This window comes from Variimorphobacter sp. HTMS_6, from assembly GCF_059717775.1.
This window is the reverse complement of record NZ_AP046094.1, coordinates 3,556,604-3,580,651: the sequence shown is the minus strand read 5'-3', so window position 1 is coordinate 3,580,651 and position 24,048 is coordinate 3,556,604. Positions and strand designations below refer to the sequence as shown.

At 38.2% G+C, this 24,048-nt stretch carries 23 protein-coding genes; 16 read left to right on the top strand and 7 right to left on the bottom strand.

Annotation, left to right across the window (positions count from 1 at the left end):
* Position 1: 1 nt before the first annotated feature.
* Positions 2 to 499, bottom strand: coding sequence for an NADH-quinone oxidoreductase subunit NuoE family protein (locus AC6IWN_RS16165; protein ID WP_497988743.1), 498 nt, complete (start codon positions 497 to 499; stop codon positions 2 to 4).
* Between the two features lie 277 nt (positions 500 to 776).
* On the opposite strand from AC6IWN_RS16165, the gene AC6IWN_RS16160 reads away from it, so the two are divergent.
* From AC6IWN_RS16160 to asnS, 7 genes are all read left to right on the top strand, one after another.
* Positions 777 to 2,087: a diguanylate cyclase domain-containing protein gene (locus tag AC6IWN_RS16160; protein WP_497988741.1), complete on the top strand. Its 1,311-nt coding sequence runs from the start codon at positions 777 to 779 to the stop codon at positions 2,085 to 2,087.
* 84 nt (positions 2,088 to 2,171) lie between these two features.
* Positions 2,172 to 2,528, top strand: a complete 357-nt coding sequence (locus tag AC6IWN_RS16155; protein ID WP_497988739.1) for a DRTGG domain-containing protein — start codon at positions 2,172 to 2,174, stop codon at positions 2,526 to 2,528.
* Positions 2,521 to 2,949 (top strand): ATP-binding protein, encoded by a 429-nt coding sequence (locus AC6IWN_RS16150; RefSeq protein WP_497988738.1) that lies wholly within the window; start codon positions 2,521 to 2,523, stop codon positions 2,947 to 2,949. Before AC6IWN_RS16155 ends, AC6IWN_RS16150 begins: the two co-directional genes overlap by 8 nt.
* A gap of 230 nt (positions 2,950 to 3,179) precedes the next feature.
* Complete coding sequence (locus AC6IWN_RS16145; protein ID WP_497988736.1) at positions 3,180 to 4,466, top strand: [Fe-Fe] hydrogenase large subunit C-terminal domain-containing protein; 1,287 nt, start codon at positions 3,180 to 3,182, stop codon at positions 4,464 to 4,466.
* 62 nt (positions 4,467 to 4,528) lie between these two features.
* Positions 4,529 to 4,864 (top strand): hypothetical protein, encoded by a 336-nt coding sequence (locus AC6IWN_RS16140; protein WP_497988734.1) that lies wholly within the window; start codon positions 4,529 to 4,531, stop codon positions 4,862 to 4,864.
* Positions 4,857 to 5,567, top strand: a complete 711-nt coding sequence (locus tag AC6IWN_RS16135; protein WP_497988732.1) for a PHP domain-containing protein — start codon at positions 4,857 to 4,859, stop codon at positions 5,565 to 5,567. Before AC6IWN_RS16140 ends, AC6IWN_RS16135 begins: the two co-directional genes overlap by 8 nt.
* A gap of 270 nt (positions 5,568 to 5,837) precedes the next feature.
* On the top strand, positions 5,838 to 7,229 hold the full coding sequence (gene asnS / locus AC6IWN_RS16130) for an asparagine--tRNA ligase (protein WP_497988730.1): 1,392 nt from the start codon (positions 5,838 to 5,840) through the stop codon (positions 7,227 to 7,229).
* Positions 7,230 to 7,460: 231 nt separating this feature from the next.
* Here asnS and AC6IWN_RS16125 read toward each other — a convergent pair whose 3' ends face one another.
* The 3 genes from AC6IWN_RS16125 to AC6IWN_RS16115 all read right to left on the bottom strand — a co-directional run bounded on the left by AC6IWN_RS16125 (position 7,461) and on the right by AC6IWN_RS16115 (position 10,639).
* Positions 7,461 to 8,729 (bottom strand): LCP family protein, encoded by a 1,269-nt coding sequence (locus AC6IWN_RS16125; protein ID WP_497988728.1) that lies wholly within the window; start codon positions 8,727 to 8,729, stop codon positions 7,461 to 7,463.
* Positions 8,730 to 8,986: 257 nt separating this feature from the next.
* Positions 8,987 to 9,481 carry a QueT transporter family protein gene (locus tag AC6IWN_RS16120; RefSeq protein ID WP_497988727.1) on the bottom strand — a complete coding sequence of 165 codons (495 nt, stop codon included), beginning with the start codon at positions 9,479 to 9,481 and terminating at the stop codon, positions 8,987 to 8,989.
* Positions 9,482 to 9,784: 303 nt separating this feature from the next.
* Positions 9,785 to 10,639: an NAD-dependent epimerase/dehydratase family protein gene (locus AC6IWN_RS16115; RefSeq protein ID WP_497988725.1), complete on the bottom strand. Its 855-nt coding sequence runs from the start codon at positions 10,637 to 10,639 to the stop codon at positions 9,785 to 9,787.
* 141 nt (positions 10,640 to 10,780) lie between these two features.
* On the opposite strand from AC6IWN_RS16115, the gene AC6IWN_RS16110 reads away from it, so the two are divergent.
* From AC6IWN_RS16110 to AC6IWN_RS16095, 4 genes are all read left to right on the top strand, one after another.
* Complete coding sequence (locus AC6IWN_RS16110; RefSeq protein WP_497988723.1) at positions 10,781 to 11,617, top strand: helix-turn-helix transcriptional regulator; 837 nt, start codon at positions 10,781 to 10,783, stop codon at positions 11,615 to 11,617.
* Between the two features lie 346 nt (positions 11,618 to 11,963).
* A complete protein-coding gene (locus tag AC6IWN_RS16105) occupies positions 11,964 to 12,281 on the top strand; it encodes a PadR family transcriptional regulator (protein WP_497988721.1) in 318 nt (105 codons plus the stop codon).
* Complete coding sequence (locus AC6IWN_RS16100; RefSeq protein ID WP_497988719.1) at positions 12,274 to 12,867, top strand: DUF1700 domain-containing protein; 594 nt, start codon at positions 12,274 to 12,276, stop codon at positions 12,865 to 12,867. The genes AC6IWN_RS16105 and AC6IWN_RS16100 overlap by 8 nt, the downstream gene beginning before the upstream one ends.
* On the top strand, positions 12,857 to 13,093 hold the full coding sequence (locus tag AC6IWN_RS16095) for a hypothetical protein (protein WP_497988717.1): 237 nt from the start codon (positions 12,857 to 12,859) through the stop codon (positions 13,091 to 13,093). Before AC6IWN_RS16100 ends, AC6IWN_RS16095 begins: the two co-directional genes overlap by 11 nt.
* Positions 13,094 to 13,340: 247 nt before the next feature.
* On the opposite strand, the gene AC6IWN_RS16090 is transcribed toward AC6IWN_RS16095, so the two are convergent.
* A complete protein-coding gene (locus tag AC6IWN_RS16090) occupies positions 13,341 to 13,844 on the bottom strand; it encodes an Rrf2 family transcriptional regulator (RefSeq protein ID WP_497988715.1) in 504 nt (167 codons plus the stop codon).
* A gap of 204 nt (positions 13,845 to 14,048) precedes the next feature.
* On the opposite strand from AC6IWN_RS16090, the gene AC6IWN_RS16085 reads away from it, so the two are divergent.
* The 5 genes from AC6IWN_RS16085 to AC6IWN_RS16065 all read left to right on the top strand — a co-directional run bounded on the left by AC6IWN_RS16085 (position 14,049) and on the right by AC6IWN_RS16065 (position 21,470).
* On the top strand, positions 14,049 to 14,420 hold the full coding sequence (locus AC6IWN_RS16085; protein ID WP_497988713.1) for a pyridoxamine 5'-phosphate oxidase family protein: 372 nt from the start codon (positions 14,049 to 14,051) through the stop codon (positions 14,418 to 14,420).
* Between the two features lie 1,008 nt (positions 14,421 to 15,428).
* Entirely contained in the window at positions 15,429 to 15,734 is a 306-nt protein-coding gene (locus AC6IWN_RS16080) for a phage holin family protein (protein WP_497988711.1), read from the top strand.
* A gap of 252 nt (positions 15,735 to 15,986) precedes the next feature.
* Positions 15,987 to 17,054 (top strand): metallophosphoesterase family protein, encoded by a 1,068-nt coding sequence (locus AC6IWN_RS16075; RefSeq protein WP_497988709.1) that lies wholly within the window; start codon positions 15,987 to 15,989, stop codon positions 17,052 to 17,054.
* A gap of 49 nt (positions 17,055 to 17,103) precedes the next feature.
* The gene (locus tag AC6IWN_RS16070; protein WP_497988708.1) at positions 17,104 to 19,200 is read left to right on the top strand and encodes an ATP-binding protein; all 2,097 of its coding nucleotides are present in this window, start codon (positions 17,104 to 17,106) and stop codon (positions 19,198 to 19,200) included.
* A gap of 20 nt (positions 19,201 to 19,220) precedes the next feature.
* The gene (locus AC6IWN_RS16065) at positions 19,221 to 21,470 is read left to right on the top strand and encodes a transglycosylase domain-containing protein (RefSeq protein WP_497988706.1); all 2,250 of its coding nucleotides are present in this window, start codon (positions 19,221 to 19,223) and stop codon (positions 21,468 to 21,470) included.
* A 240-nt stretch (positions 21,471 to 21,710) separates the two neighbouring features.
* Here the strand turns inward: AC6IWN_RS16065 and AC6IWN_RS16060 are convergent, their stop codons facing one another.
* Together AC6IWN_RS16060 and AC6IWN_RS16055 are read right to left on the bottom strand one after the other, a co-directional pair.
* Positions 21,711 to 22,904 (bottom strand): ribose-phosphate pyrophosphokinase, encoded by a 1,194-nt coding sequence (locus tag AC6IWN_RS16060; protein ID WP_497988704.1) that lies wholly within the window; start codon positions 22,902 to 22,904, stop codon positions 21,711 to 21,713.
* Positions 22,905 to 23,007: 103 nt separating this feature from the next.
* The gene (locus AC6IWN_RS16055; protein WP_497988702.1) at positions 23,008 to 24,015 is read right to left on the bottom strand and encodes an ATP-binding protein; all 1,008 of its coding nucleotides are present in this window, start codon (positions 24,013 to 24,015) and stop codon (positions 23,008 to 23,010) included.
* Positions 24,016 to 24,048: the final 33 nt, after the last annotated feature.

Genomic DNA, 24,048 nt, shown 5'->3' with positions numbered 1-24,048 from the left:
ATTAGTTGTTATATTTTGCGATAACGCCTTCTACATCATCAACAGTTAATTTACCGTATACATCTTCGTTAACTGTTAATACAGGCGCAAGTCCGCATGCACCGATACAACGGCAAGATTCTAAAGAGAACTTTCCGTCAGGGGTACAGCCGCCATCCGATAGACCTAAGACAAGCTTAAGCTTATCAAATAAATCTCCGGCGCCTTTTACGTAACAAGCGGTTCCTAAGCAAACAGAAATGTTGTATTTGCCCTTTGGATTCAATGAGAATTGAGAATAAAAAGTTACGATACCATATACTTTTTCCAATGGTACGTTTAGCTCGTTAGAAATAATGGTCTGTACTTCGATTGGTAGATAGCCATATATTCCTTGTGCCTTCTGTAATATGGGCATCAGAGCACCTTTGTCATCTTTGTTATCTGCAATGACTTGTAAAAGTGCAGCTTCCTGCTCTTTTGTTCCTGCAAAGGGTACTGCGTTATTTTGCGATCCCATTCTTTAACCTCCTTGAAATAAATTGTGTCGCCACAAACAGTCACATTATATCATAAGTATGTTAAAAAATCTACAAAAATTATTAACAACTATCAGATCTTTTTATAGCTGCTAATATGCAACATGCATAGGCTATAATGCCGAGAAAATCAGCACTTAAGCATAATTATATACTACCTTTTCTGCCATAACAATATTGTAATTGCTGACAAATAATTTGTATGTTATAATAATGCTATCTCTACTATTACTATTTTTACACAAGAAAGGTTTCGACATGAATGCGATAGACGGATTAGAATTTGATAAATTGCTACAATCTGCACCGGGTGGTATAGCTAAGTTAGCATTTGATGATATGCTGACGATTTTATATGCCACAGATACTTTTTTCACGTTGATTAAGAGCGTCACGGACAAGTCTGTTATTAATCTGCCGACGCCTCTTTTGCGTATGATATATTCAGCTGATATTATCTATATAACTCAGCAGATCGCAGTACAAAAAGCCCGTAAAGATAACATGATTGACATAAATTTTCGTACTCTTCAGCCAGATGGAAGCTTCAGATGGGTGATGATTACCGGTAACAGGACGCAGGAGACATATCAATCAGGGACAAAAACAGTTCCGGTATATTCCTGTATTGCCATGGACATTACATCCTTAATGGCAAAATATAAAAAGTTGGAGCAGTCTGGCGACTATAACCGAGCAATTGCAGAATTGTCGAAGGACTTGTTTTTTGAGTATGAGATTGCAACAGATACATTATCCTTCTCCGAGATTTTTCGTGAGATATTCGGAAAGGATCCCAATATAACAGGCTTTAGAAATAGACTTGAGAAAACAAAGATGATACATGCAGAGGAATTACCGGCAGTTGTATCGATATATAACAGTATGATGAGTGGAAGAAAACAGGTTAGATTTGAAGTACGTCTAATGCCAAAGGATGGCACTCCGAAGTGGTATCTCTGCTATGCATCCATCATATTTGATGAATATAGAAATCCGTATAAGGTTGTGGGTAAATTATCTCCTACCAAACCGGCAGTACAGGAGAAAGTAAAAGAGAAAAAGGCATATAAGCCTCACCTTGATTCGCTGACTAATGTATGTAACAAGGAATCCTCCGAGGTGATGATCAACGAAGCTGCCTCCAATCAAAGCGTGGAGTCACTGAATGCATTGTTTTTAGTGGAGGTTAAAAATTACAAGGGAATTAATGAATTGAGAACTGCCTCCGGTGGACAGAATGTACTTGTGGACATAGCAGATATACTTAAGAACCATACTCGTACTTCAGATATCATCGGAAGAATAAGTATGGGTGAATTCATAGTGTATATGAAGGATATACCATCGGATAAAGCGGTATTTACCGAAGCGGAACATTTGTGCAAGATATTTGATGAAGCATTCTCCTATTCCTATACCAAGAACAGTGTATCGGTAAGTATCGGAATTACACTTCATCGTGGAGAACAGCAATTTCAGACGCTTCTTAATAATGCGAATGCAGCCTTGGTTATGGCAAAAAAGGTACCGACCAGTTCCTTTGAAGTATTTGCAGGTAGCATTTAGAGAAAAAGTTACGAAAGAAGAGTTTGATTAGGATGGTACTAATTAATATTGCATGAATTCAGCTAATGGGAGGAATTAAATTAAATGACGATTGACGACATAAGAGAGATTTTAGGAGCAAAAATGATTGTCGGCGAAGAGTGGAAGGACAGAGAAATACACACGGCATGCGGCTCCGACATGATGAGCGATGTATTGGCATTTATGAAGGATCAATCAGTTTTGATGACCGGCTTATGTAACCTTCAGGTTATCCGAACTTGTGAGATGATGGATATCATCTGCATCGTTTTTGTCAGGGGTAAGCTGCCGGACGAAGCAATGATTGAGATGGCACAGGAGAAAGAGATTGCAATCATGTCCACCGGACATAGAATGTTTTCGGCATGTGGTTTACTTTACGAAAAAGGATTACGGGGAGGAACGTCTTATCGTGAGTGATACAATTACTATGACTTATCATGTTCCTGCAGACGATTTTACGAGAGCAGGAGAAGCCTCAAGCAATGTGAAGAGCAAATTAAAGAAAATGGGTGTTGACCCGGATATTATCAGAAAAGTCTCCATCGCGATGTATGAAGGAGAAATTAATATGGTTATTCACGCTTCTGGCGGTAAGATAGAGGTAATTATATCACCGGAAGAGATCGAAATGGTTTTAAAAGATAGTGGTCCCGGAATCGAGGATATCGCATTAGCGATGCAAGCTGGATATTCAACAGCACCGGATAATATTAGATCATTGGGATTTGGGGCAGGTATGGGCTTGCCAAATATGAAAAAATACTCCGATGAATTCCTGATTGAGTCAACTGTGGGAGTTGGCACTACAGTAAAAATGAAAGTTAAAATGAACGAATAGACACAAGGCACGGGTGCTTTAAATGCTTGCATTTATAGCACCTTCCATACATACAATTATAGTTTTAGGTATTACGGGATGAAAATGAAAGAAGCATAGGATATATATCGGATGCAAAGTTTCAGTTTTACATTACCTAAATATATTAAAAGAGAAGGAAAGATAATTGGTATAACGAAGCTGTATGTAGTTACAACTCCGTAATTAATAAAGTTACAGGGGGAAAGATAATGGATAAGTTTTTCACTTCAGTACACCTGAAGGAAGATCTTTGCATGGGGTGTATCAATTGTATTAAAAGGTGTCCGACTCAAGCAATCCGAGTTAGAAACGGAAAAGCAGTTATCACGAAGGAGTTTTGTATTGATTGCGGGGAATGTATTCGCATATGTCCGCATCACGCCAAGGAGGCTACGTATGATTCTCCGGAGATTATGAAAAAATATGAATATACGGTAGCGTTGCCCGCACCTTCCTTATATGGTCAGTTTAATCATTTGGAGGATATTAATATTGTTCTTACAGCACTCCTGATGATGGGCTTTGATGATGTATATGAGGTTAGCGGTGCTGCAGAGCTGGTATCCGATATTTCAAGAAAGTATGTATCCGAGCATAAAGAGCAGTGGCCGATTATCAGTACGGCATGTCCTTCCGTAGTCAGACTGATTCAGGTTCGATTTCCAAACCTGATCGAGCATTTATTACCAATATGCGCGCCGGTGGATCTGGCGGCCTCTATCGCCAGAGAAAAAGCGATGAAGGAGACCGGGTTGCCTAGAGAAAAGATTGGAATTATCTTTATCTCGCCCTGTCCTGCCAAGATGACAGCGGTAAAATCACCAATTGGAATTGATCATAGTGAGATTGACGGTGTATTAGCCATGAAGGAGGTATACCCAATCCTTCTTCCTCTCATGAAAAAAAGTATGAATAATCCACAGGAGCTTCGCATATCCGGTCGAATTGGGCTTGGTTGGGGAAGTACCGGTGGTGAGGCAGGAAGCTTACTAACCGATAATTACCTGGCGGCGGACGGAATAGAGAATGTAATAAAGGTTCTAGAGGATCTGGAGGATCAAAAGTTCGATCAACTTGAATTTATCGAATTAAATGCTTGCGCTGGAGGATGTGTAGGTGGTGTTCTGACCGTGGAAAATCCTTATTTGGCAAAGGTAAAACTGCTTCGTCTACGAAAATATCTCCCGGTTGCCTGTTCCCATATCTCAAGCGGTATCAATGCGGATAGCTTCTGGAATGATGAAGTGAAGTACCAGCCTGTATTTAAGCTGGGTAAGGATATGAAGGAAAGTATCGCGAATATGACCAGAGTGGATGAGTTGTGTAATAAATTCCCGAGACTGGATTGCGGCTCCTGCGGAGCACCAACCTGTAAGGCGCTAGCCGAGGATATCGTCAGAGGAGTTGCTCATGAGCAAGATTGTATCCATATTCTCAGGGATTACATTCATAAATTATCGGATGAATTATCCAAACTGGATATAATAAAACCATAAAGAATTCACGGGAGAGGAAAGCGTTTGGTGCTTTATATCCTACTGGTGAGATGGAGGAAAGTATGAAAGTAACTGATTTAATTAAAGCAGAACTGTTCAAGGTGGTCAATGAAGGAGAGAATATTCAAAGGGAGATTTGTTCCCCTTACTGTTGTGACCTACTTAGTATTGCAATGGGCAAGATGCCATCCGACTCTGCATGGGTGACGGTAATGGGTAATATCAATACTCTTGCGGTCGCAACTCTTGCGGATGCCTCATGCATCATACTTGCAGAGAGTGCCCAGCTGGATGATGCATCATTAAGCAAGGCAAAGGAGCAGGGAATAACGGTATTCGCAACAGAATTACCGATATTTGATGCGGCTTTACTTGTTTACAAACAACTGAATGCATAAACTATCCTATGATCTGCATATCCATTCCTGTTTATCTCCCTGTGGGGATGATGATATGTTGCCATCCAATATCGTTGGAATGGCATTCTTAAAAAATCTTGATGTGATTGCAGTAACGGATCATAATTCATGTAAAAACTGTCCTGCGGTATTGGAGCTAGCCAAACAGTATAATATATTAGCAATTCCCGGTATGGAGCTATGTACAATGGAAGAAGTGCATGTGTTATGTTTGTTTGAAAACCTTTCTGATGCGATTGGATTTGATGAATATGTGTCGGATAAGCTGATGAAGATACCAAATGAGGAACGTGTATTTGGTAAACAAGAGGTTGTGGATGAAGAGGATAATGTTATCGGAACACAGCCTTATCTGTTGATTAATGCAACGGAGATATCATTTGAAGAAGTGGGTGAGCTGATGAAGCAATATCATGGAGTGCATATTCCGGCTCACATTGATAAAAACTCGAACAGCTTACTATCTAATCTAGGCTTTATCTCGCCGGATGCGGATTTTAAAACGGCGGAGCTTGCGAATTTGTCCCACCTTGAGGAGATAAGTAAGAAAAATCCATATCTGAAGAAATGTAATATCATAACAGATTCAGATGCTCATATGCTGGGAGATATCAATGAGGCGATTCACTATATTGAATGTGAGAGCAGAACGATAAAAGATGTATTAAAAGCATTACAATAATGGGGCTGTAGCAATTTGCAACAGCCCTTTGTTTTGTCTGTATGAGCCGTTGTATATTTTTCACCAAATAAATGAGATTCTTTACATCTCATTCCCTCAAGAACTTTGATAATAGTTGTATTATGATAAACTTATGTTATACTAATAAAGATATTAGTTAATACTATTTTAGTTAATACTATTTTTAAAAATCTAATCGAAAGTAGTTAAAGTATGCGGTTATAAGCTAGATACTTTCGATGCTAATCATAACTTAAGGAGTATAGTATTATGGATATGTTAGACGTAAGAGAATTATATCGCAATCAGGAGAAGTATATCGGTATGAAGATACAAGTTGGTGGTTGGGTGAAGAGCGTCAGAGATTCTAAGACATTTGGATTTGTTGTATTGAATGACGGAACCTATTTTGAACCTTTACAAATTGTATATCATGACACATTAGAGAACTTTGGTGCAGTATCAAAATTAAATGTTGGTTCTGCTGTTATAGTTGAGGGTGAATTGGTAGCGACTCCGCAGGCCAAGCAACCTTTTGAGATTCAAGCAGATAAAGTAACTTTAGAGGGTGCATCCACTGCAGATTATCCTCTTCAAAAGAAGAGACATACGCTAGAATATTTAAGAACGATGACGCACCTTAGAGCAAGAACGAATACCTTTCAGGCAGTATTTCGTGTTCGCTCTCTGATTGCTTATGCCATTCATCAGTATTTTCAAGATAGAGATTTTGTATATGTGCATACTCCAATTATCACAGGCAGCGATTGTGAAGGAGCCGGAGAGATGTTTCGTGTAACTACATTGGACATTGAGAATCTCCCTAAAACAAAGGAAGGAAAGGTGGATTTGTCACAGGATTTCTTCGGTAAAGGAACTAATCTTACCGTTAGTGGTCAGCTTAATGGTGAGACTTACGCGATGGCATTTAAGAATATCTATACCTTTGGACCAACCTTCCGTGCGGAAAATTCCAACACGACTAGACATGCTGCAGAGTTTTGGATGATTGAACCTGAGATTGCATTTGCAGATCTTAAGGATGATATGGCATTGGCAGAAGGAATGCTCAAATATGTAATTAACTATGTTCTTGAACATGCACCCGAGGAGATGAATTTCTTTAATCAATTTATCGACAAGGGATTATTAGAGAGACTTCAGAACGTGGCGGGCTCAAACTTTGGTCACGTTACTTACACAGAAGCAATAGATATTCTTACGAAGAACAATGACAATTTTGATTACAAGGTAAGCTGGGGCTGTGATCTACAGACGGAACATGAGCGCTACTTAACAGAGCAGGTATTTAAAAAGCCTGTATTCGTAACAGATTATCCAAAGGAAATCAAAGCATTCTATATGAAAATGAATGAGGACAATGAAACAGTTGCGGCAATGGATTTATTAGTGCCGGGTATCGGTGAGATCATCGGCGGAAGCCAGAGAGAAGACGATTATGATAAGCTGATTCAGAGAATGGATGAGATGAAGCTTAACAAAGAGGATTATGACTTTTATCTTGACCTTCGTAAATATGGTTCTGCACGTCATGCAGGCTTCGGACTTGGCTTTGAACGCTGCGTTATGTATCTGACAGGAATGAGCAATATCCGTGATGTGGTTCCGTTCCCTAGAACAGTAGGTAACTGTGAGTTATAGGATAAAATAATTGAATTATATTATAATTTAACATGATAATATAGTAATAAAAATAGGGCTGTTAAAAAAGAAATAATTGGATTAAGGAACAATGTAATTTGCCTTACGCAAAGTTGGAAAACAGTGCGTTATGGCAGTAAAACACGATTCCTATACAATATTATTTCTTTTACAACAGCCCTTTCAATTAAAAAAGGTAAGAGAGAGGACCCTCTTACCTTATAGTTTGTTCTATTGTGTGCTGGTTTTATTATCGGTTGAAGAATCTGTACTTGGAGTCCCTTCGATATAATTCTTTATATCTAGTCGTAGTTTATCCCAATCCTTAGCGGTGATAACATCACGGTTTTTTCTGCTTCCGATGGTTACCTTTTCAAATGCATAATTATCATCTGTCGGTACTCGGAAGGTGTCAAGCTTCTTTACCTTTAAGGATACCGCTTCGTTAAGATAACGGGTGAATTCTTTCTGGGTAATATTTGTCCCAATATTCGAGCTCTTTAAGATTTTATTCATCAGAATAGCCATCTCTACAACGTTTTTACTCTTGACTTTATCAAAAATTGCGTTAAGCACGATACGATGTCGCTGTGTTCTACCAAAATCATTGCTTTCGGTAGCAGTAGATCTCTTACGTACCCTGCAATATCCCAGAGCCTGATTACCGTTTAATACTTGTTTACCAGGGACCACATTTCGATACTTTTTGTTAGAGATATAGTTTGTCGTATTAAGGTATTTTGCTTCTTCTGGAGTCAAAGTAATCTCAACACCATGTACGATATTAACAATTTTCTCAAATGCATCAAAGTTTACCGAACAATAACCATCAATTTTAACACCTAAATTCTGTTCAATGGTAGAGCTGAGTAAGTCAATTCCACCAAGTGAATAGGCAGCATTTAATCTGTTTTTATCATGACCCGGAATGTCCACATATAAATCACGCATAATTGAGGTTAACTTAAGCGTATGTTTTTCAGTGTTCATGGTTGCAATAATCATTGAGTCCGTATTTCTGGCATTATCAATTTCCTCTACACCGATTAATAGAATATTTACAATTTTATCGGTTGCTTTAAAGGGTTTATCTACCTTATTACCATTGGCTTCCTCAGACTTGTTATAGTGGAAATTACCGTAGATATATCGGCTTGCCATATTAATTAAGAATTTATTTCCCCCGTCTGTAAAAAGCAATATACAGCATAAGGCTGATATGGCGAGTAAACTATAAAACAGAGCTTTTAAAACTCTTGATTTCTTACGTTTTTTCTTTCGATTGCGTTTGTTTGGAGAAGTTCTTGTTCTATCCATATTTTTTTCCACCTGCTTTGCTAAAGAAGAGTTCACATCCTTCACTAAGGTATCGGAATCTTCATAATCACCGAGACGGCTGGATGAGCGCGGTCTTGGCTGGTTTCTAATGTTCTTGTTATTCACAAATGATGGCACTTCAACCCATTTTTTATTATCATTTTGATTTGAATTTTCATTCATTGAGCGGAACCTCCATTTTACCCGAAAATTGCGGTACAAGTTTTAAATAAGTAATAAAAGGGTATTTTATATAGGCAATATGTATCTTATCACCGATACCAACCAAAGTAAACAAAAACTAGTTACAAAATCAAGAAAAATATTAGCAATTTTGTACTAGGGGAGGGACCAACCGCATTATGGAATTAACAACCCGAAAATGAGCATAAAAAGTCCCATAATCAAGGATAAGTTTTCCCTGATTATGGGACTTTATACTACTTTGTGATTAAGCGGTTCGGAAATAATATATTCTTTACATTTTCCAGAGCAAATAATAAGATCATTCCTAAGATGCCTGCTGATATCAGTTCACCAACTCCAACAGTTAGCATCATAAATGGAACCGCATCCGGAGCGCCGTAGGAATACTTTAGCACCCATGGAACAACGAGAGCATTTAATACGATTGGCGGAATAGCAACCAGAAACTTATTGCCTCTTAAGCGATAGGATATAAATGCTGCGACAAGTGTTGCAAGCGTTCCAAAGATCATATCAGGAATAGAAGCACCACCAAGTATAGCACTTATGAAGCAACCAATTGCGACACCGGGAATAGCAGCGGGGGTAAAGTAAGGAAGGATGGTAAGTGCCTCAGCAATTCGGCTCTGAATCGGGCCAAAGCTTGCAAAGTTAAATACCAACACAAGAACCGTGTAGATAGCCGCAATTACGGCTGCCTGAGTGATAAATAATGTTTTCTTATTCATTTTTATTCTCCTTTAGTTTTGTTTAAGGGATGTTTGACAATCCCTTCGTCAGGAAGGTTACGAACTGACGCTAGGTAAATGCTGGAATGCCCTTGAATAGGGGATTACAGCGATTACTACTATAACGCATACGGTGAGAAAATGCAAGTAGTACACCGAACAATAATTATTAAAAGTGTGCTCTTACCAAAAACCACCAGTTTTTTCGCCATAACTGTTGTATCCCTTTGTATGAGCGAAGCCGACTATTTCGCCATTTCACCATTTCTACCACGTATGACGCAGCTGTATGATATGGAGAAATTACAGTACGTCCTTATCAATTGCGTTGTGGAGAGAAGGATATTTTGGTTGGAAGTTCAGTTCTTTTTTAATACGAGAGGTATCTACGGTCAGTTCCCAGGGGTTAGTCATAAGCCAACCATCTTGAGTAGGAACTTGCTCATATCCCCCATGTACCTTATATAGTTCATCTAATGTAATAGGGTTATCATCTGCAACGTTGTATACTTGACCGCCAACACCTGGTGTAACAGCGGCCAGCATCAGTGCTTGGCAGACATCTTCATGATGTGCTAAAGATAGTTGCTTTAATGGGCTCCAGTTAAGCATATATGGCAGAGTTTCTTCGATGTGTGGATCTTGGTCTCCATAAACAAATGCCAATCTTAAGATACGAATATCTAGTCCTTGTTCATGATATAATTTCAGCAAAGCTTCTTCTGCTGCGATTTTTGTTTTAGGATAGATCTCTTTCGCAGGGATTAAAATATCATTTTCTTTGCATGGTCTATTTTCGTTCAAGCCACGGTATACATTGCTGGTGCTGGTGAAAACAAATCTTGTAACACCAACTTTCAGTGCAGCATTGGCTAGTGTAATTGTTGCATCCAAATTTATAGCTTTGGCTACTTCTTCGCTAATACCACCCCTAAATTGAGCTGCTGTATGCACGATTGCATCAACCCCGCGTATGGCATCAGTAAGGTTCGCGTTATCAATTAGGTCTCCTAAGACAACTTCTGCTCCCTGCTCTTTTAAAGCGATAGCTTGCTCCTCGTTTCTTACAAGGACACGTATATCATGGCCATTCTTTAATAGATATGGCACCAAACGACTTCCGACTTTACCTGTTGCACCAGTTACAAATATTTTCATAATTTAAATTCACTCCAATCGAAATAGTATGTTTCTTAGTTACTTTGTGTTATAGTAATGATTATATCAGGGGTAAAATAACTTAACCACATTGTGCTTATCCTACGATTGAGAGTGGTAGGATAAAAGGAGAAGAACGAAATGAAAGATAGCACATTACAGCACTCATTAGGAGAATTCTTGCGTGCAACTAGACAACGCCTTACACCGGAGGAAGTCGGATTGCCCTCATACGGACGCCGCCGCACACCAGGCCTTCGTCGTGAAGAGGTTGCACAGCTTGCTAATGTAGGTATCTCGTGGTATACGTCGATAGAGCAAGGGAAGGATGTACACCCATCTCATCAAGTGCTAGAAAGTTTGGCAACGGTGTTAAGATTGTCCGAGGATGAACGCCGTTATCTTTTTCTGTTATCGAAAGCCGAGGAGAAGGAAGAGTCAGAAATAAACAAGGAAATCAGTAGTGGATTAGAAAGAACTGTTTTTGCATTAGAACCGCATCCTGCATATGTATTAGGTAAATATTGGGATGTGTTGATTTGGAACCGTTCAGCAGAATATATATTTCAGTTTCCTTCCTATTCAGTAGATTGTAGACCAAAACTAAATTTGCTGTATCATTTTTTAATGGGATCACTTAGAAAAGAAGAGGATTCAGATTGGGTAGAACAGGCGAAAAGCATGATTGCAAGATTTAGGGTGGATTGTGCTCGTTACCCTCAGGATATGAGATTAAATGAAATGATTGAGCAATTTAAGCAAGAGAGTGAATTTTTCCGTACATGGTGGCCACGCTATGATGTAAAAACGATTACAGATTGTCGAAAGCTTCAGAATGACCCTGAACTTGGGATGTTGGAATTTGAACATTTGAACTTTCAGTTATCAAATTGTCCTGATTTGAAATTAATGACGTTTACCGCTACACACTCTACGGTAGAGAAACTTAAGAATAAATTATATATAAGTCCAATGTAGTGAAATGTTATAATATGATTGATAATGCGACAGATAGCCCCCGGAGATTATTTTATCTCTGGGGCTTTTTTATCTATTCAATGGATCTGGAAAGAATGAATACGAAGTATTTAATGATAAATTATAGTAATATGAATGCTGAGAGAATATCAATTTATAATTGAGAAAGACACTTCATTCGTAATTCTGTGCTTGTATAATCCTTGGCTTAGACGATTTATGTGTATATATAGTGAGCAGTGAAGTGCTAAAAAATATTATAAAGTAGGTGCATACATAAAATGGTAAATGCTACTTGACACATTATACTATGCAATGTATAGTATAATGTAAAAGGAGGTGTAACATGGATATACAGTTAAAAAAAGGTTTGTTGGAATTTTGTGTGCTAGCTGTTTTGAAGAAATCAGATTCCTATGGATATCAGATTATTAAGGATATATCTACTTGCATCGAGATTTCGGAATCAACCCTGTATCCGATATTAAAAAGATTAGAAACAGGTTCCTATCTGGAGACATATTCGGTTGAACATAATAGCCGTTTAAGAAAGTACTATAAGATCACTGATCGAGGAAAAGACTATATTGATGAATTCCTAAAGGAATGGGCGCAGGTCATGAATATTTATTATTTTATAAAAGGAGATGAAAATTATGAATAAACAAGTATTTTTGAAGGAACTGGAAATAAGTCTAAATAAGTTAAAAGCTTCAGAGATTGAAAAGCATATCAATTATTATGATGAAATGATTAGTGATTATATGGAAAACGGAATGTCGGAAGAGAGTGCAGTTGAGAGAATCGGTAATCCAAAGACGATTGCAAAGGAACTAATGGAGGGATATGACAGTATTAAGATAACGATGCCGGGAACTGGTAGCAGGATTTTAAATATTGTATTATTAATTCTTGGTTTCCCGCTATGGGGTAGTTTGCTACTATCTGCTGTGTTGTTGCTTTTGTCCTTCTATATAGTTCTTTGGTGTATTCCATTCGCTACCGGAGCAAGTGGTATAGGATTTTTCGCTGCTTCTATTGTTGGTATCATTGGATCCCCTTTTGTTATGGTAAACAGTGTATCCGTTGGTATCATTCAATTAGGGGCAGGAATAGCCTCTATCGGTATTTCAACTTTATTCATATTCGCAACAATCATCTTGTATCGAAAAATTATTATATTGACTAAGAATTTTAATAAAAAATTAAAACGAATGCTTTGGAGGAGGGTAAAGTACAATGAAAATTAAGAATTATCGAAAAAAATTAGTAATATTAAGCTTCGTCCTATTGTTAGCAGGAACATTAATTACCGCTGTGGGATTTGGTACTACCGGGTTTAAATATAATAAACTAAAAGATAACTTAAAAAATGATAAATGGTATCAGACAATTCATATAAACAGCTCCGGAAACTTATGGTATGGAATCGACCTAGGCGATATTCAAATATTCACTATTGGCGATAGCGAGTAAGTGAACTTTGCAATGAGTAATTGCGAATATCTGATCCCGATTATAGGGACATGTGGGAAGAGTCATAAAACAAGCTCTATTTCCGGGAGTTTCTGCATGCGTTTATTACGTTTTGCTCCTACCTGATTGAAACGTCGGTAGCTCGCAAAACGAACTAGCATGCAAAAACCCACTCGGAAATAAGCTAATCGTTTTATGACACTATCCCACATGTCCCTATAAAAAGGCACATTTATCCGTACAAAATTTACTTTCTGGAATTTTTAAACCACTCTAAAGTGTCCACTTCTGCTTCGTTCGGAAGGATTTTGTGGTAGACCTCATTGTATAACCAGGCTAGAGTTTTGTTCTTGAGATAGTTTTTCATTTCTGCTTCTGCTTCCGTCATTACCACCTTAATTAAGCATGGACATTTGGTATGGGTGTCGGGCAGGTTCTCTTTATCAAGCAAGATATTGTTTTGTCTGATCTCTGCACATTGAAAGAAGGATTCTTGTCCTTCCACAGATTCTATTACATCCCAAAAAGTAATATCCTCCGCACTTCGTGCCAGCGCATACCCCCCCTTTACTCCGGGGACAGATTTAATAATTCCGGTCTTACCAAGCTTTGCAAATACTTTTGATAAATATGTCTCCGATATTCCTTGGAATGTTGCGATTTCCCGAATACCTAAAGATTTCGGGGAATCCGGATTAACCATATATAATAAGCAATGTAACGCGTATTCAACTCCAACGGAAAACTTCATAATATAAGCTCCTTTAAAATGTATATTTATTTCATCATAACCGATTCTTTGTTCTCATTCAAGATACTTCGTTAATCTATATCAGCGGATTATTTTAATGAATTAATCCCTTATGCTTGACAAATCCATAAGGATGTTGTATTTTTGATTATAGATAATAACTATCCACGATAATATAAGTCGACAATAAAAGGAGAATTTTATATGTTTAATGAAAAGTTTTTAGAGGTGTTAACTCACGAAGGAGTAGTATCTATTGTATCATGTTCTACCAATGAAGCACATGTTGCGAATACTTGGAACAGCTACCTGGTAACTACAGAGGATAATAAAATCTTAATTCCAGCAGCAGGGATGATAAAGACAGAAAATAATATTAATGCGAATCCCAATGTTAAGTTGACATTAGGCTCTAAAGAGGTAATGGGTTACCGATATATGGGAACTGGATTTTTACTCGAGGGAAGTGCGAAATTCTTAAGAGAAGGGGATTCCTTTACTATGATGAAAGAAAAGTATCCATTTCTCTCAAGGGTTTTAGAGGTTACGGTACAGTCCTGTAAACAAACTTTGTAGTTATAATTAATGTAATAAGTGTGAGATTAATAAAATAAGATACGGCAGTATTGTACCGGGGCAGTTGCAAATTAGTTTATCATTTGCAACTGCCCCGGATTTTAAATATATAGAAAACATTCTCTTTAATAAGAAAATGTAGTTTTAATAGAGGAAAAGCCAACTATCCAGTTAGTTGGCTTTAAGTAGGGAGATTTTATGAAAAAATTTGTGGTTTCACTTTAAGTGTAATTTTTATCATGAGTTTAGTTTATACCGAAAATGTGGAGAAACTATATACAATTAATGAATATTATATGAATATTCAGTTCACAATACTGGAATATAATGTAAAATTACATACAATTGTTCATAAATACGGAGGAAAAGCCAACTTATGCAGTTGGCTTTAAGGGGAGAAATTTATGAAATCTATATTAAGTTATTAACTGGCTTTACTCAACTGTAAATCACTACTAACTTTTGTAACGTTTGTATTTGTTTAACTTTATAACCTTATTATAGAGGCGATTTGTGTTCAAAATATTGATAAACTGTGTTTTATTTATGAATTAATAACTTAATCAGAGCGGTGGCGGAGTAATTAATTAGGGGGTCAAAAGCCCTTCTCAATAATTGCAGTCGTCAATATGCACAAGCTTAATTATGCCTTAAGAATTACGAAACATATATTTGTAAGCAACTGTATGAAGTCGTTGGTGCTTAGATTGCGTGGTTTGCAACCTTATGCACCACTACGTACTTCATCCAAGCGAGAGCGTGTTGCTTGGAAAATATGTTTCGTAATTAATATAGAACATTAATCAGTGCATATTGGCGTTTACATTAAGAAATAGGGTTTTTATCGCACGAACTAATTTGTAAAAACATTAATAAGAATGAGAAGGACATTTGGAACATAACTTATAGTAATCACAAAACTTCTGATATTAATTATGTGAGCCCTTTTTACAGTGAGCACTAGTGTGCATGGGATGGAGAACGAGGATAATAGAAAGGAGAGGCTGAATGGAGATATTATCAAAATATGTGGTAGTGGTTGTTTTAGCAATCTGTTTATGCCTAGGATACATAATAAAACACAGCATAGCTTTTATTCCTAACAAATATATACCGCTTATTATGGCGATCATCGGAACGATATTGAATGTATGGATCAGTGGCTGGGCGTTTTCTCCCCAAATTCTGCTTGGAGGATTGGCAAGTGGTCTTGCAAGCACCGGAGCCTATGAAATGATTCGGAATATATCACCGGGGGATGAGACGCAGAGTAATCAGGAAGTACCAAGTAGTAAGGAAGAAGTAACAGAATAAGTGGAACGGGCGTGCAAGGATATTCCTATATTTGCATTGCCCGTTTTTCTTCATATTTATGAAATTATTGTAAAATTTTAAATTAATTTCGACCACTTTCAGAAAATGTGGTATTATTGTATTATTATTTGCACATTGGACATGTTTTGACAAAGAGATATGATAAGATAAAAATAAGTTGAGAGCCTATAATCTTATTTGCATTTGAAAATTTTATTCATTGTAAATCGTTAATATAATACGGAGGTGCTTATGAAGTTTATACATACCGCAGACATCCATCTGGGTGCGGCACCGGATTCGAATATGCCTTGGAGTGGTGACAGGGAGAAAGAGATTTGGAGAAGCTTTGAACATATCATTGATCGCTGTAATGAAGAGAAGGTTGACCTATTGCTTATTGCAGGAGATCTATTTCACAGACAGCCTTTACTGAGAGAATTAAAAGAAGTAAACTATCTGTTTTCCAAGCTCGAAACTTCAAAAGTAATCTTGATGGCAGGTAATCATGACTTTATCGGGGCACGTTCCTACTACCGGGATTTCGAGTGGAATGATAAGGTGCATATGTTTTTATCGGATCGTATGGAGAATGTGGTGCTAGAGGATATCCGTACACAGATATATGGTTTGAGCTTTTGTTCGAGGGATATTACTGACTCTCTATATGACACTGTGAAACCGGAGGAGAATGATTATTATCATATTCTCCTGGCTCATGGTGGAGATGAGCGGAATATTCCGATTAACCGAAAAAAACTGCTGGATTCAGGGTTAGACTATATTGCGCTTGGTCATATACATAAACCGGAGTTGATTAATCAGAGGATGGCATATTGTGGCTCTCTTGAGCCACTGGATAAGAATGAAATTGGTGAGCATGGTTATATTCTCGGTGAGATTACGAAGGATACCGAAGGTAATAATGTTACTAGTGCAACTTTTATTTCTTCCAGTGTGCGCCAATATAAAAGAGTTGTTTTAGAGATTAACAAGGATTCCACCAATGGATCCCTTATAGACCAGGCGAAGGAAGTCATTCGTTCAAATGGTGCATCCCATATTTACTCTTTTACGATTCGAGGGATCAGGGAAGAAAACCTTCATTTTAATCTAGAGGCACTGCGGCAGATGGGGTGTGTTCTTGAGGTGGAGGATCGTTCTGTTCCGGATTATGACTTTGAAGCTTTGTACCGCGAGAATGAGGAAAACATGATTGGTATGTTCATCCGCAGGATACGAGAGAATGCGAAACAGGATGATATTGCGACGAAAGCATTATATTATGGAATCGAAGCGTTGCTTGGAGCAAAAAACTAGAGAATAGATAGAATGCATCGCTAATTTTTATGAAAGGTTTTGGTGATAGATGCTATTTACAAAACTGAAGTTGAGTTATTTCGGTCGGTTTCATAACAAGGAACTGGATTTAAAGCCCGGAATAAATATAATATATGGTGATAACGAAGCCGGCAAATCCACAATACACACCTTTATAAAGGGAATGCTATTTGGGATAGAACGGCTCAGGGGCAGAGGTTCCTCTTCGAAAGAGGACCAATATACAAGGTATCTTCCATGGGACTATCCGGGTGCATTTGGCGGAAGTATGGAGATTTGTATCGGAGACAAGAGATATCAGATACGAAGAAGCTTTCATGCGAATGATAAGCAATTTGTAGTAATCGATTTGGATACCGGCAGGGAGGTTGTTCAAAAGGATGGGCATATCAGTGAGGTTATCCCGGGATTAACGGAGTCTACTTTTAAGAATACAGTTAGTATCGAACAGCTGAAAGCTTCAACGGATGGTGAATTGGCATTACAGGTACGTAATTATATTACAAATCTATCGATAACAAAAAGCAAAGAGGTAGATGTGCAAAAGGCTGTCAGCATGTTGAATGAGCAGAGAAAGCTGCTGGAAGCCGGGATTAATCCGGAATTGATAGCGAATCTGGAAGCAGAGATTGCAGAAGGAGTTGCAAAAGAGGACAGGATGGATATATTATCCGGACAGCTTAAAGATTTGGCCGGAGATGAAAAACAAATAGAGTTAGATATTGCGGCGGAATACAAACGAATGGAAGAACCGATTGCACAGAATATGGAGCAGCTACCGGCCATCCTCGAAAAGTATCGCTCCTATCAGGAACTCACTCAGCGTGAGGAGATGTTGAAGAAGGAACGTAATGATTTGACGAAGAAGATATCGAGCCAGAAGTTGTTGTTAGAAGAGGAATTGGTTCCTCAGGAAGACATCACAAAACTTCAGGAGCTTCTATTACAAAGTCAGAGCATGGAGGAAGAGGAGTCGGAAGTTGGTAAGGAGAGCAATGGTCTGAAACAGAAGGGAAGAAGTATCCGATTAGAGATCATAGTACCGGCTGTTCTGATAGCATTATTTATAGCAGGGGTTACGAAACTTCATCCTGCAGGACTGGTGATGGCTGTTATCTTGGTAATATCGGCTGTGGTTGCTACACTCGCTCTGAACGGAGGACATAATGCTGATAAGGACGACACAGACCAGAGAATTGTATCTAATCGAAGAAACAGGGAACGAATTCGTGAGGAACTTCGTCAAATTATGCACAGGCATGGGGTGAATCACCCGGAGCAACTATTTCGGAAACAAGAGGAAGCGATGAGAAAGTCGTATCTTCTAGAGAGTGCGAAAGAACAGTGCAAAGAGATGGATAAGCGTCTGAACGAATTGGAGGATGACAGAGATTCAATATATGATATAATAATGAAATACATGCATTTATTTATTCATGAGGATGAACTCACTCCTCTGGCAATGGAACGGCTTCAGGATTTGCTTCGCCACAAGAAACAGGAGAGCAATGACAAGCTGTTAGAGCTGAACAGAAGGAGAGAAGCCTGCAGATTTTCGTTAGAAAAACTCCGATGGGAGATTGGATCCCTAGAGGGTAATGAAGAAAAACTGTTAAAAGACACAGAACGCTTAAAAGAGTTAAAACAAAAGCAAAAGGAAAATATGACAGAGCTTGAGGCAGTAAAGCTCGCTCTACAATCCATTCAGGAGCTGGCCGCCGATATTCATGACAGCTTTGGACACCAACTTAACCACGCTGTATCGGAAGTGATCAGTGAGGTAACCGGTGAGAAATATACAGATCTTAAAGTAAATGAAAAATTGGAGATAAAGGTCGGATGGAATCAAAGCTATATTCAGCTGGAACGCCTGAGCGCGGGAACCATCGATCAGGTATATTTCGCACTTCGTCTGGCGGTATCGCAGCTACTGCTTCCGCAGGAAGAACTGCCGATTTTACTAGATGATAGCTTTGCCTTATATGATAATCATAGGGTGAAGGGAGTAATCAAAATGCTATTACAGAGACAGCAGGTGATATTGTTTACCTGTCATAACAGGGAACAGGAGATTATGAAAGAGATGGGAATTCCGTTTCATTTCGTAGACCTGTCAAATAGCTGAATTTTTATGGAGGCATTACCGTGGAAAACAAAACTACAACAACAACAAATCAAAAACGAAAAAAAAGAACCGGACATAAGATAAAGATTGCAATACAATTCATTATATTAATGATGTTGATTGTTATCTTAAGCGGCATCCTATACTTCTATTTAAAGTATGGTAAAACAATATTGGAGATGCAGCATCAGGCAATGGAGATGGTGGATGAATCCACTGCTGACACCTTCAAAGCATCACAAACCAGTATGGTTTACGATGCGGATGGAAATCTGATTTCCAGATTAAAGTCGGAGAAGGATGTTTACTACATCAAATATGATGATATACCTACTAAAGCAATTGATGCGATGCTGTGTACAGAGGATCGTAATTTCTTCGAACATAAGGGCGTTGACTACCTGGCAAATGTCCGAGCGGCAGTCACACTGCTTCAAAATAAAGGTCATATCACACAGGGTGCCAGTACCATAACACAGCAGCTGGCAAGAGGGGTATTCCTTACCCAGGATGTTACCTATACCAGAAAGATTAAAGAAATCTTTGTGGCTCAGGAGTTGGAGAAGCTCTACAATAAGGACCAGATTATGGAGTTCTATATGAATACCATATATTTTGCGAACGGGCATTACGGTATTCAGGCAGCGTCAAGAGCATATTTTGACAAAGGGGTATCGGAGCTGAGCTTATCGCAAATCGCATTCCTCTGCTCCATACCGAATAATCCGAATCTCTATAATCCATTGACCAAAAAGGAAAATACACTAAAACGTAGGGATCGTGTTCTGAAGCAGATGTTTGAAAATGAAACAATCACTCAGGAGGAATATAACGCAGCGCTCAATGAAACGATTACACTTACACAGTCAAAGGCGGATAAGCAAAATTATGTAGAGACTTATACTAGGTATTGTGCAATCAGGGCATTGATGAAGAAGAATGGTTTTGAGTTCCGTAATGAATTTAAAGATAGCGACGATAAAAAAGCATATCAAAAAGATTATGATGATGTTTATAGTACTTATCAGAAAGCGTTATACACCAATGGGTATCGAATTTATACTTCCTTTGATTTAGACAAACAGGAATTACTACAAAAATCAGTTGACGACGCATTGGCGAAGTTTAAGGAAAAGGATTCGAATGGTACCTATAAGCTACAGGGAGCGGCAGCTTCTATCGATAATGAAACAGGTAGAGTAGTTGCAATTGTCGGCGGACGTGAACAGGATTCAAATGGCTATACATTAAACAGAGCGTTCCAAAGCTTCCGTCAGCCGGGTAGTTCAATTAAGCCATTGGTGGTCTATACACCATCCTTTGAGAGAAATTATACACCGGACAGTATTGTGGTGGATCAATATATCAAGGGAGGTCCTGGTAGACCTGGCGGTAAATTTTATGGACATCTCAAGATACAGTCTGCCTTAGAGAAGTCATTAAACTCGGTTGCTTGGCAATTATTTAAGGAATTAACGCCAAAGGTAGGTTTATCTTATCTATTAAATATGAATTTCTCCAGGATTGTTGATACAGATTATAACCTTGCAGCCTCACTCGGTGGATTGACCTATGGCGCCAGCCCAGTTGAGATGGCTTCGGGATATGCAACAATCGAGAATGATGGATATTATAGAGACCCTACCTGTATTGTAAAGATTATGGACTCTGCGGGAAATGAGATTGTAGGAGACGATATCAAGCAGAAGGAAGTTTATGATACGAACGCTGCTAGAACGATGACTGAGGCACTAACCGGAGTTATCAAACGAGGAACAGCTAGAGGCAAGGGATTAAGATATACAATCAGTGCAGGTAAGACGGGTACTACCAATGGAACTAAGGATGGATGGTTTGTTGGATTTACACCTTATTATACTACCAGTGTATGGGTAGGTTATGATGTTCCAAAGACAGTAACCGGTTTAATGGGTAAAACCTATCCGCTTGAAATCTGGCATGATTACATGAATGAGATTCATACAAAAGATATGAAAAAGCCATTTACGTACTATAAGTGGAAGCCTGATGTGGAGCCGAGTATAACTCCTACTATGGCGCCTACCCCAAGTGTGTCTCCAACTACGAATACCCCTACTATAGCGCCGACAGTAACGGTTGCACCTACTCCAACACCTATCGTTGATAATACGGATGATGGTACCGGTGATGGCACAGATGATGGAACTGATAATGGTGATAATACCGGTGATACCGGACAAAATAACAAGGATGGAGTTGTTAACAACAATAATATAGCACAACCATAATAAAATATTTAGAACGAAAGTGTCGGCTTATCGGCACTTTCGTTATTCACAAGAAAGGCTCTTTATCAGGTTACGAAGAAGATTTATAATTCCTCGGTGACTTGATAAAGAGCCTTTTATATGATAAATATATATTATTTCGCTATCTTAAAGCATAGATTTGCTTATTGATAAGTTGTAATTAGTGTTATTGTTTTTGATACACAAAGCATAATTTATTCAATCAAACCAGTTGGCCAATTAGCGTAGTCTTCTGGAAGAACCACCCTGATTGTACTTTTTTAAAATCTTTTGGATACGTTCTACAGGGTTTAATAATCCACTAATACTGTTATCGTGGTTGAGTGTATCTATGATTAATGCAACATACTTACTCATATCAACGTTGATATACCAAGGCTTTGTTAATAACTCAGGTGCCTGATATACAAGGTTGGTCGTAAGAACACGGTAGATAAGACCTTTTTCATATGCTTCATCAATTTTAGCGAAGCCGTTTGTGAACAAACCGAAGGAAGAAGCTACAAAGATTCTGCCGGCATTTCTTTTCTTTAACTCGGAAGCTACATCAAGGATACTCTCACCGGAGGAAATCATATCATCTACAATAAGAACATCTTTGCCATTGATATCAGTACCGAGGAACTCATGTGCTACAATCGGATTACGTCCGTTTACAATCTTGGTATAGTCACGTCTCTTATAGAACATACCCATATCGAGACCGAGCACATTAGCATAGTATACAGCTCTGGACATACCACCTTCATCCGGGCTGACAACCATCATATGATCTTCATCAATCTTAATGTCCGGAACATTTTGAAGCAATGCTTTGATAAACTGATAATTTGGAGCTACGGTTTCGAGGCTGTTTAAAGGAATTGCATTTTGTACTCGTGGATCATGAGCATCAAAAGTAAGGATACTGTCCACACCCATACTCGTTAATTCCTGAAGGGCTAATGCACAGTCTAGAGATTCTCTGGAGCTGCGTCTATGCTGTCTGCTTTCATATAAGAAAGGCATAATTACAGTAATTCTTCTAGCTTTACCACCAGCTGCTGCTATTATTCTCTTTAAATCCTGGTAATGGTCATCGGGTGACATATGATTGACATTTCCACAAACCTTATAGGTTAAGCTATAGTTTGTAACATCAACCAGAAGGTATAAGTCGGAGCCACGTACGGATTCTTTGATTTGACCCTTCGCTTCTCCGGAACCGAATCGTGGGCAACAAGCGCTTAATAAATAAGAATCTCGCTGATAACCAGAAAATGCAATGGTCCCCTTGTGTTCGCTCTCTCTGGCATTACGCCACTCTACTAGGTAGTCATTTACATTCTGACCCAAAGCGTTGCTGCTTTCTAGAGCAATAATTCCAAGTTGTCCCACTGGAATAGTTTCTACGATTTTCTCGTTGTTAGACATTATTTATCCCTCCATGAATAATAGTATTGGTTACAAAGCCATTAAAGTTATAACATTATATATAGGGGTAAGTCAAGACACATTTCGTCATAATACGTGGAATTTATTGTGAGCTCGATTCGTTGATCGCCTTATGTAGACGAATGTCTTCCCCAATAATACGTTGCACCGCATAGCTACTAATAATTCGTGAATAAACACGTTCACTATAATTAAGATTTATATCGGATAAGGACAGGTTTGTTGATATCACCGTAGATTTTTTGCGGAGCAGTCGTTCATTTATAATTAAGTAAAGTTGAGAATTCGTAAAGGAATTATAAAATTCAGTTCCAAGGTCATCAATGATTAGTAGGTCACAATTTAAGATATAATCAAATTGGTTGGAAGCTTGATAGGAATTATCTACATCTTTGCCGAATTTATATTTTTCAAGAATATCAAATAGACGGAAAGCGGTCAGATAGATTACAGTATATCCTTGATCTAACAGCTCCTTAGCGATACAATTGGCAAGAAAAGTCTTTCCAACTCCAGTATTACCTAAAAGTAAAAGATTATCCCGCTTGTCCTTAAAATGTTTAATAAATCGTTTGCAGTTAGCGACTACCTTTTGCATATTGGAAAGTGGGGATAACCCTGTAGTCTCATCCACAAAATTATCAGAATAATAATGGAAGGAAAAGTTATTGAAATTCTCATTGGCTAATATTGTTTTGATATTAGAGTTAGAATACATTAAATCCCCAATCGCCTGCTTTAAACAATTGCATTTTTCATTACCGATAAAACCGGTGTCCTTACATTTGTTGCAATGATAATGCATATCTAGATAATCTGCCGGTAATCCGTGAGCAAGGAGGAGTTCAAGCTGAGTCTCTTTTAGTTCAAGCGTTTTATTCTTTAATTCCTTCAAGCCGCTATCGTCACCGAATAATGCAAGCCTTCCGCTCTGAGCAGATAAAGAAATCATCTCATCTTCCAAATCCTTTAATCTGGGGATCAGTGTATATGCTTCCTTACGACGATCATCCAACTCATGCTTATTCTTAAGCATACGACTATCATACTCGCGTAAAATCTGATTATATTGGTCGTTTTTTAATGCCATGTCAGGATCTCCTTCTCTTTCAAATTATAAACC

Excerpts from the sequence above, each read along its gene's own strand:
- AC6IWN_RS16165 (WP_497988743.1), bottom strand. The coding sequence starts at position 499 with ATGGGATCGCAAAATAACGCAGTACCCTTTGCAGGAACAAAAGAGCAG.
- AC6IWN_RS16160 (WP_497988741.1), top strand. The coding sequence starts at position 777 with ATGAATGCGATAGACGGATTAGAATTTGATAAATTGCTACAATCTGCA.
- AC6IWN_RS16155 (WP_497988739.1), top strand. The coding sequence starts at position 2,172 with ATGACGATTGACGACATAAGAGAGATTTTAGGAGCAAAAATGATTGTC.
- AC6IWN_RS16145 (WP_497988736.1), top strand. The coding sequence starts at position 3,180 with ATGGATAAGTTTTTCACTTCAGTACACCTGAAGGAAGATCTTTGCATG.
- AC6IWN_RS16140 (WP_497988734.1), top strand. The coding sequence starts at position 4,529 with ATGAAAGTAACTGATTTAATTAAAGCAGAACTGTTCAAGGTGGTCAAT.
- AC6IWN_RS16135 (WP_497988732.1), top strand. The coding sequence starts at position 4,857 with ATGCATAAACTATCCTATGATCTGCATATCCATTCCTGTTTATCTCCC.
- asnS (WP_497988730.1), top strand. The coding sequence starts at position 5,838 with ATGGATATGTTAGACGTAAGAGAATTATATCGCAATCAGGAGAAGTAT.
- AC6IWN_RS16125 (WP_497988728.1), bottom strand. The coding sequence starts at position 8,729 with ATGAATGAAAATTCAAATCAAAATGATAATAAAAAATGGGTTGAAGTG.
- AC6IWN_RS16120 (WP_497988727.1), bottom strand. The coding sequence starts at position 9,481 with ATGAATAAGAAAACATTATTTATCACTCAGGCAGCCGTAATTGCGGCT.
- AC6IWN_RS16115 (WP_497988725.1), bottom strand. The coding sequence starts at position 10,639 with ATGAAAATATTTGTAACTGGTGCAACAGGTAAAGTCGGAAGTCGTTTG.
- AC6IWN_RS16110 (WP_497988723.1), top strand. The coding sequence starts at position 10,781 with ATGAAAGATAGCACATTACAGCACTCATTAGGAGAATTCTTGCGTGCA.
- AC6IWN_RS16105 (WP_497988721.1), top strand. The coding sequence starts at position 11,964 with ATGGATATACAGTTAAAAAAAGGTTTGTTGGAATTTTGTGTGCTAGCT.
- AC6IWN_RS16100 (WP_497988719.1), top strand. The coding sequence starts at position 12,274 with ATGAATAAACAAGTATTTTTGAAGGAACTGGAAATAAGTCTAAATAAG.
- AC6IWN_RS16095 (WP_497988717.1), top strand. The coding sequence starts at position 12,857 with ATGAAAATTAAGAATTATCGAAAAAAATTAGTAATATTAAGCTTCGTC.
- AC6IWN_RS16090 (WP_497988715.1), bottom strand. The coding sequence starts at position 13,844 with ATGAAGTTTTCCGTTGGAGTTGAATACGCGTTACATTGCTTATTATAT.
- AC6IWN_RS16085 (WP_497988713.1), top strand. The coding sequence starts at position 14,049 with ATGTTTAATGAAAAGTTTTTAGAGGTGTTAACTCACGAAGGAGTAGTA.
- AC6IWN_RS16080 (WP_497988711.1), top strand. The coding sequence starts at position 15,429 with ATGGAGATATTATCAAAATATGTGGTAGTGGTTGTTTTAGCAATCTGT.
- AC6IWN_RS16075 (WP_497988709.1), top strand. The coding sequence starts at position 15,987 with ATGAAGTTTATACATACCGCAGACATCCATCTGGGTGCGGCACCGGAT.
- AC6IWN_RS16070 (WP_497988708.1), top strand. The coding sequence starts at position 17,104 with ATGCTATTTACAAAACTGAAGTTGAGTTATTTCGGTCGGTTTCATAAC.
- AC6IWN_RS16060 (WP_497988704.1), bottom strand. The coding sequence starts at position 22,904 with ATGTCTAACAACGAGAAAATCGTAGAAACTATTCCAGTGGGACAACTT.
- AC6IWN_RS16055 (WP_497988702.1), bottom strand. The coding sequence starts at position 24,015 with ATGGCATTAAAAAACGACCAATATAATCAGATTTTACGCGAGTATGAT.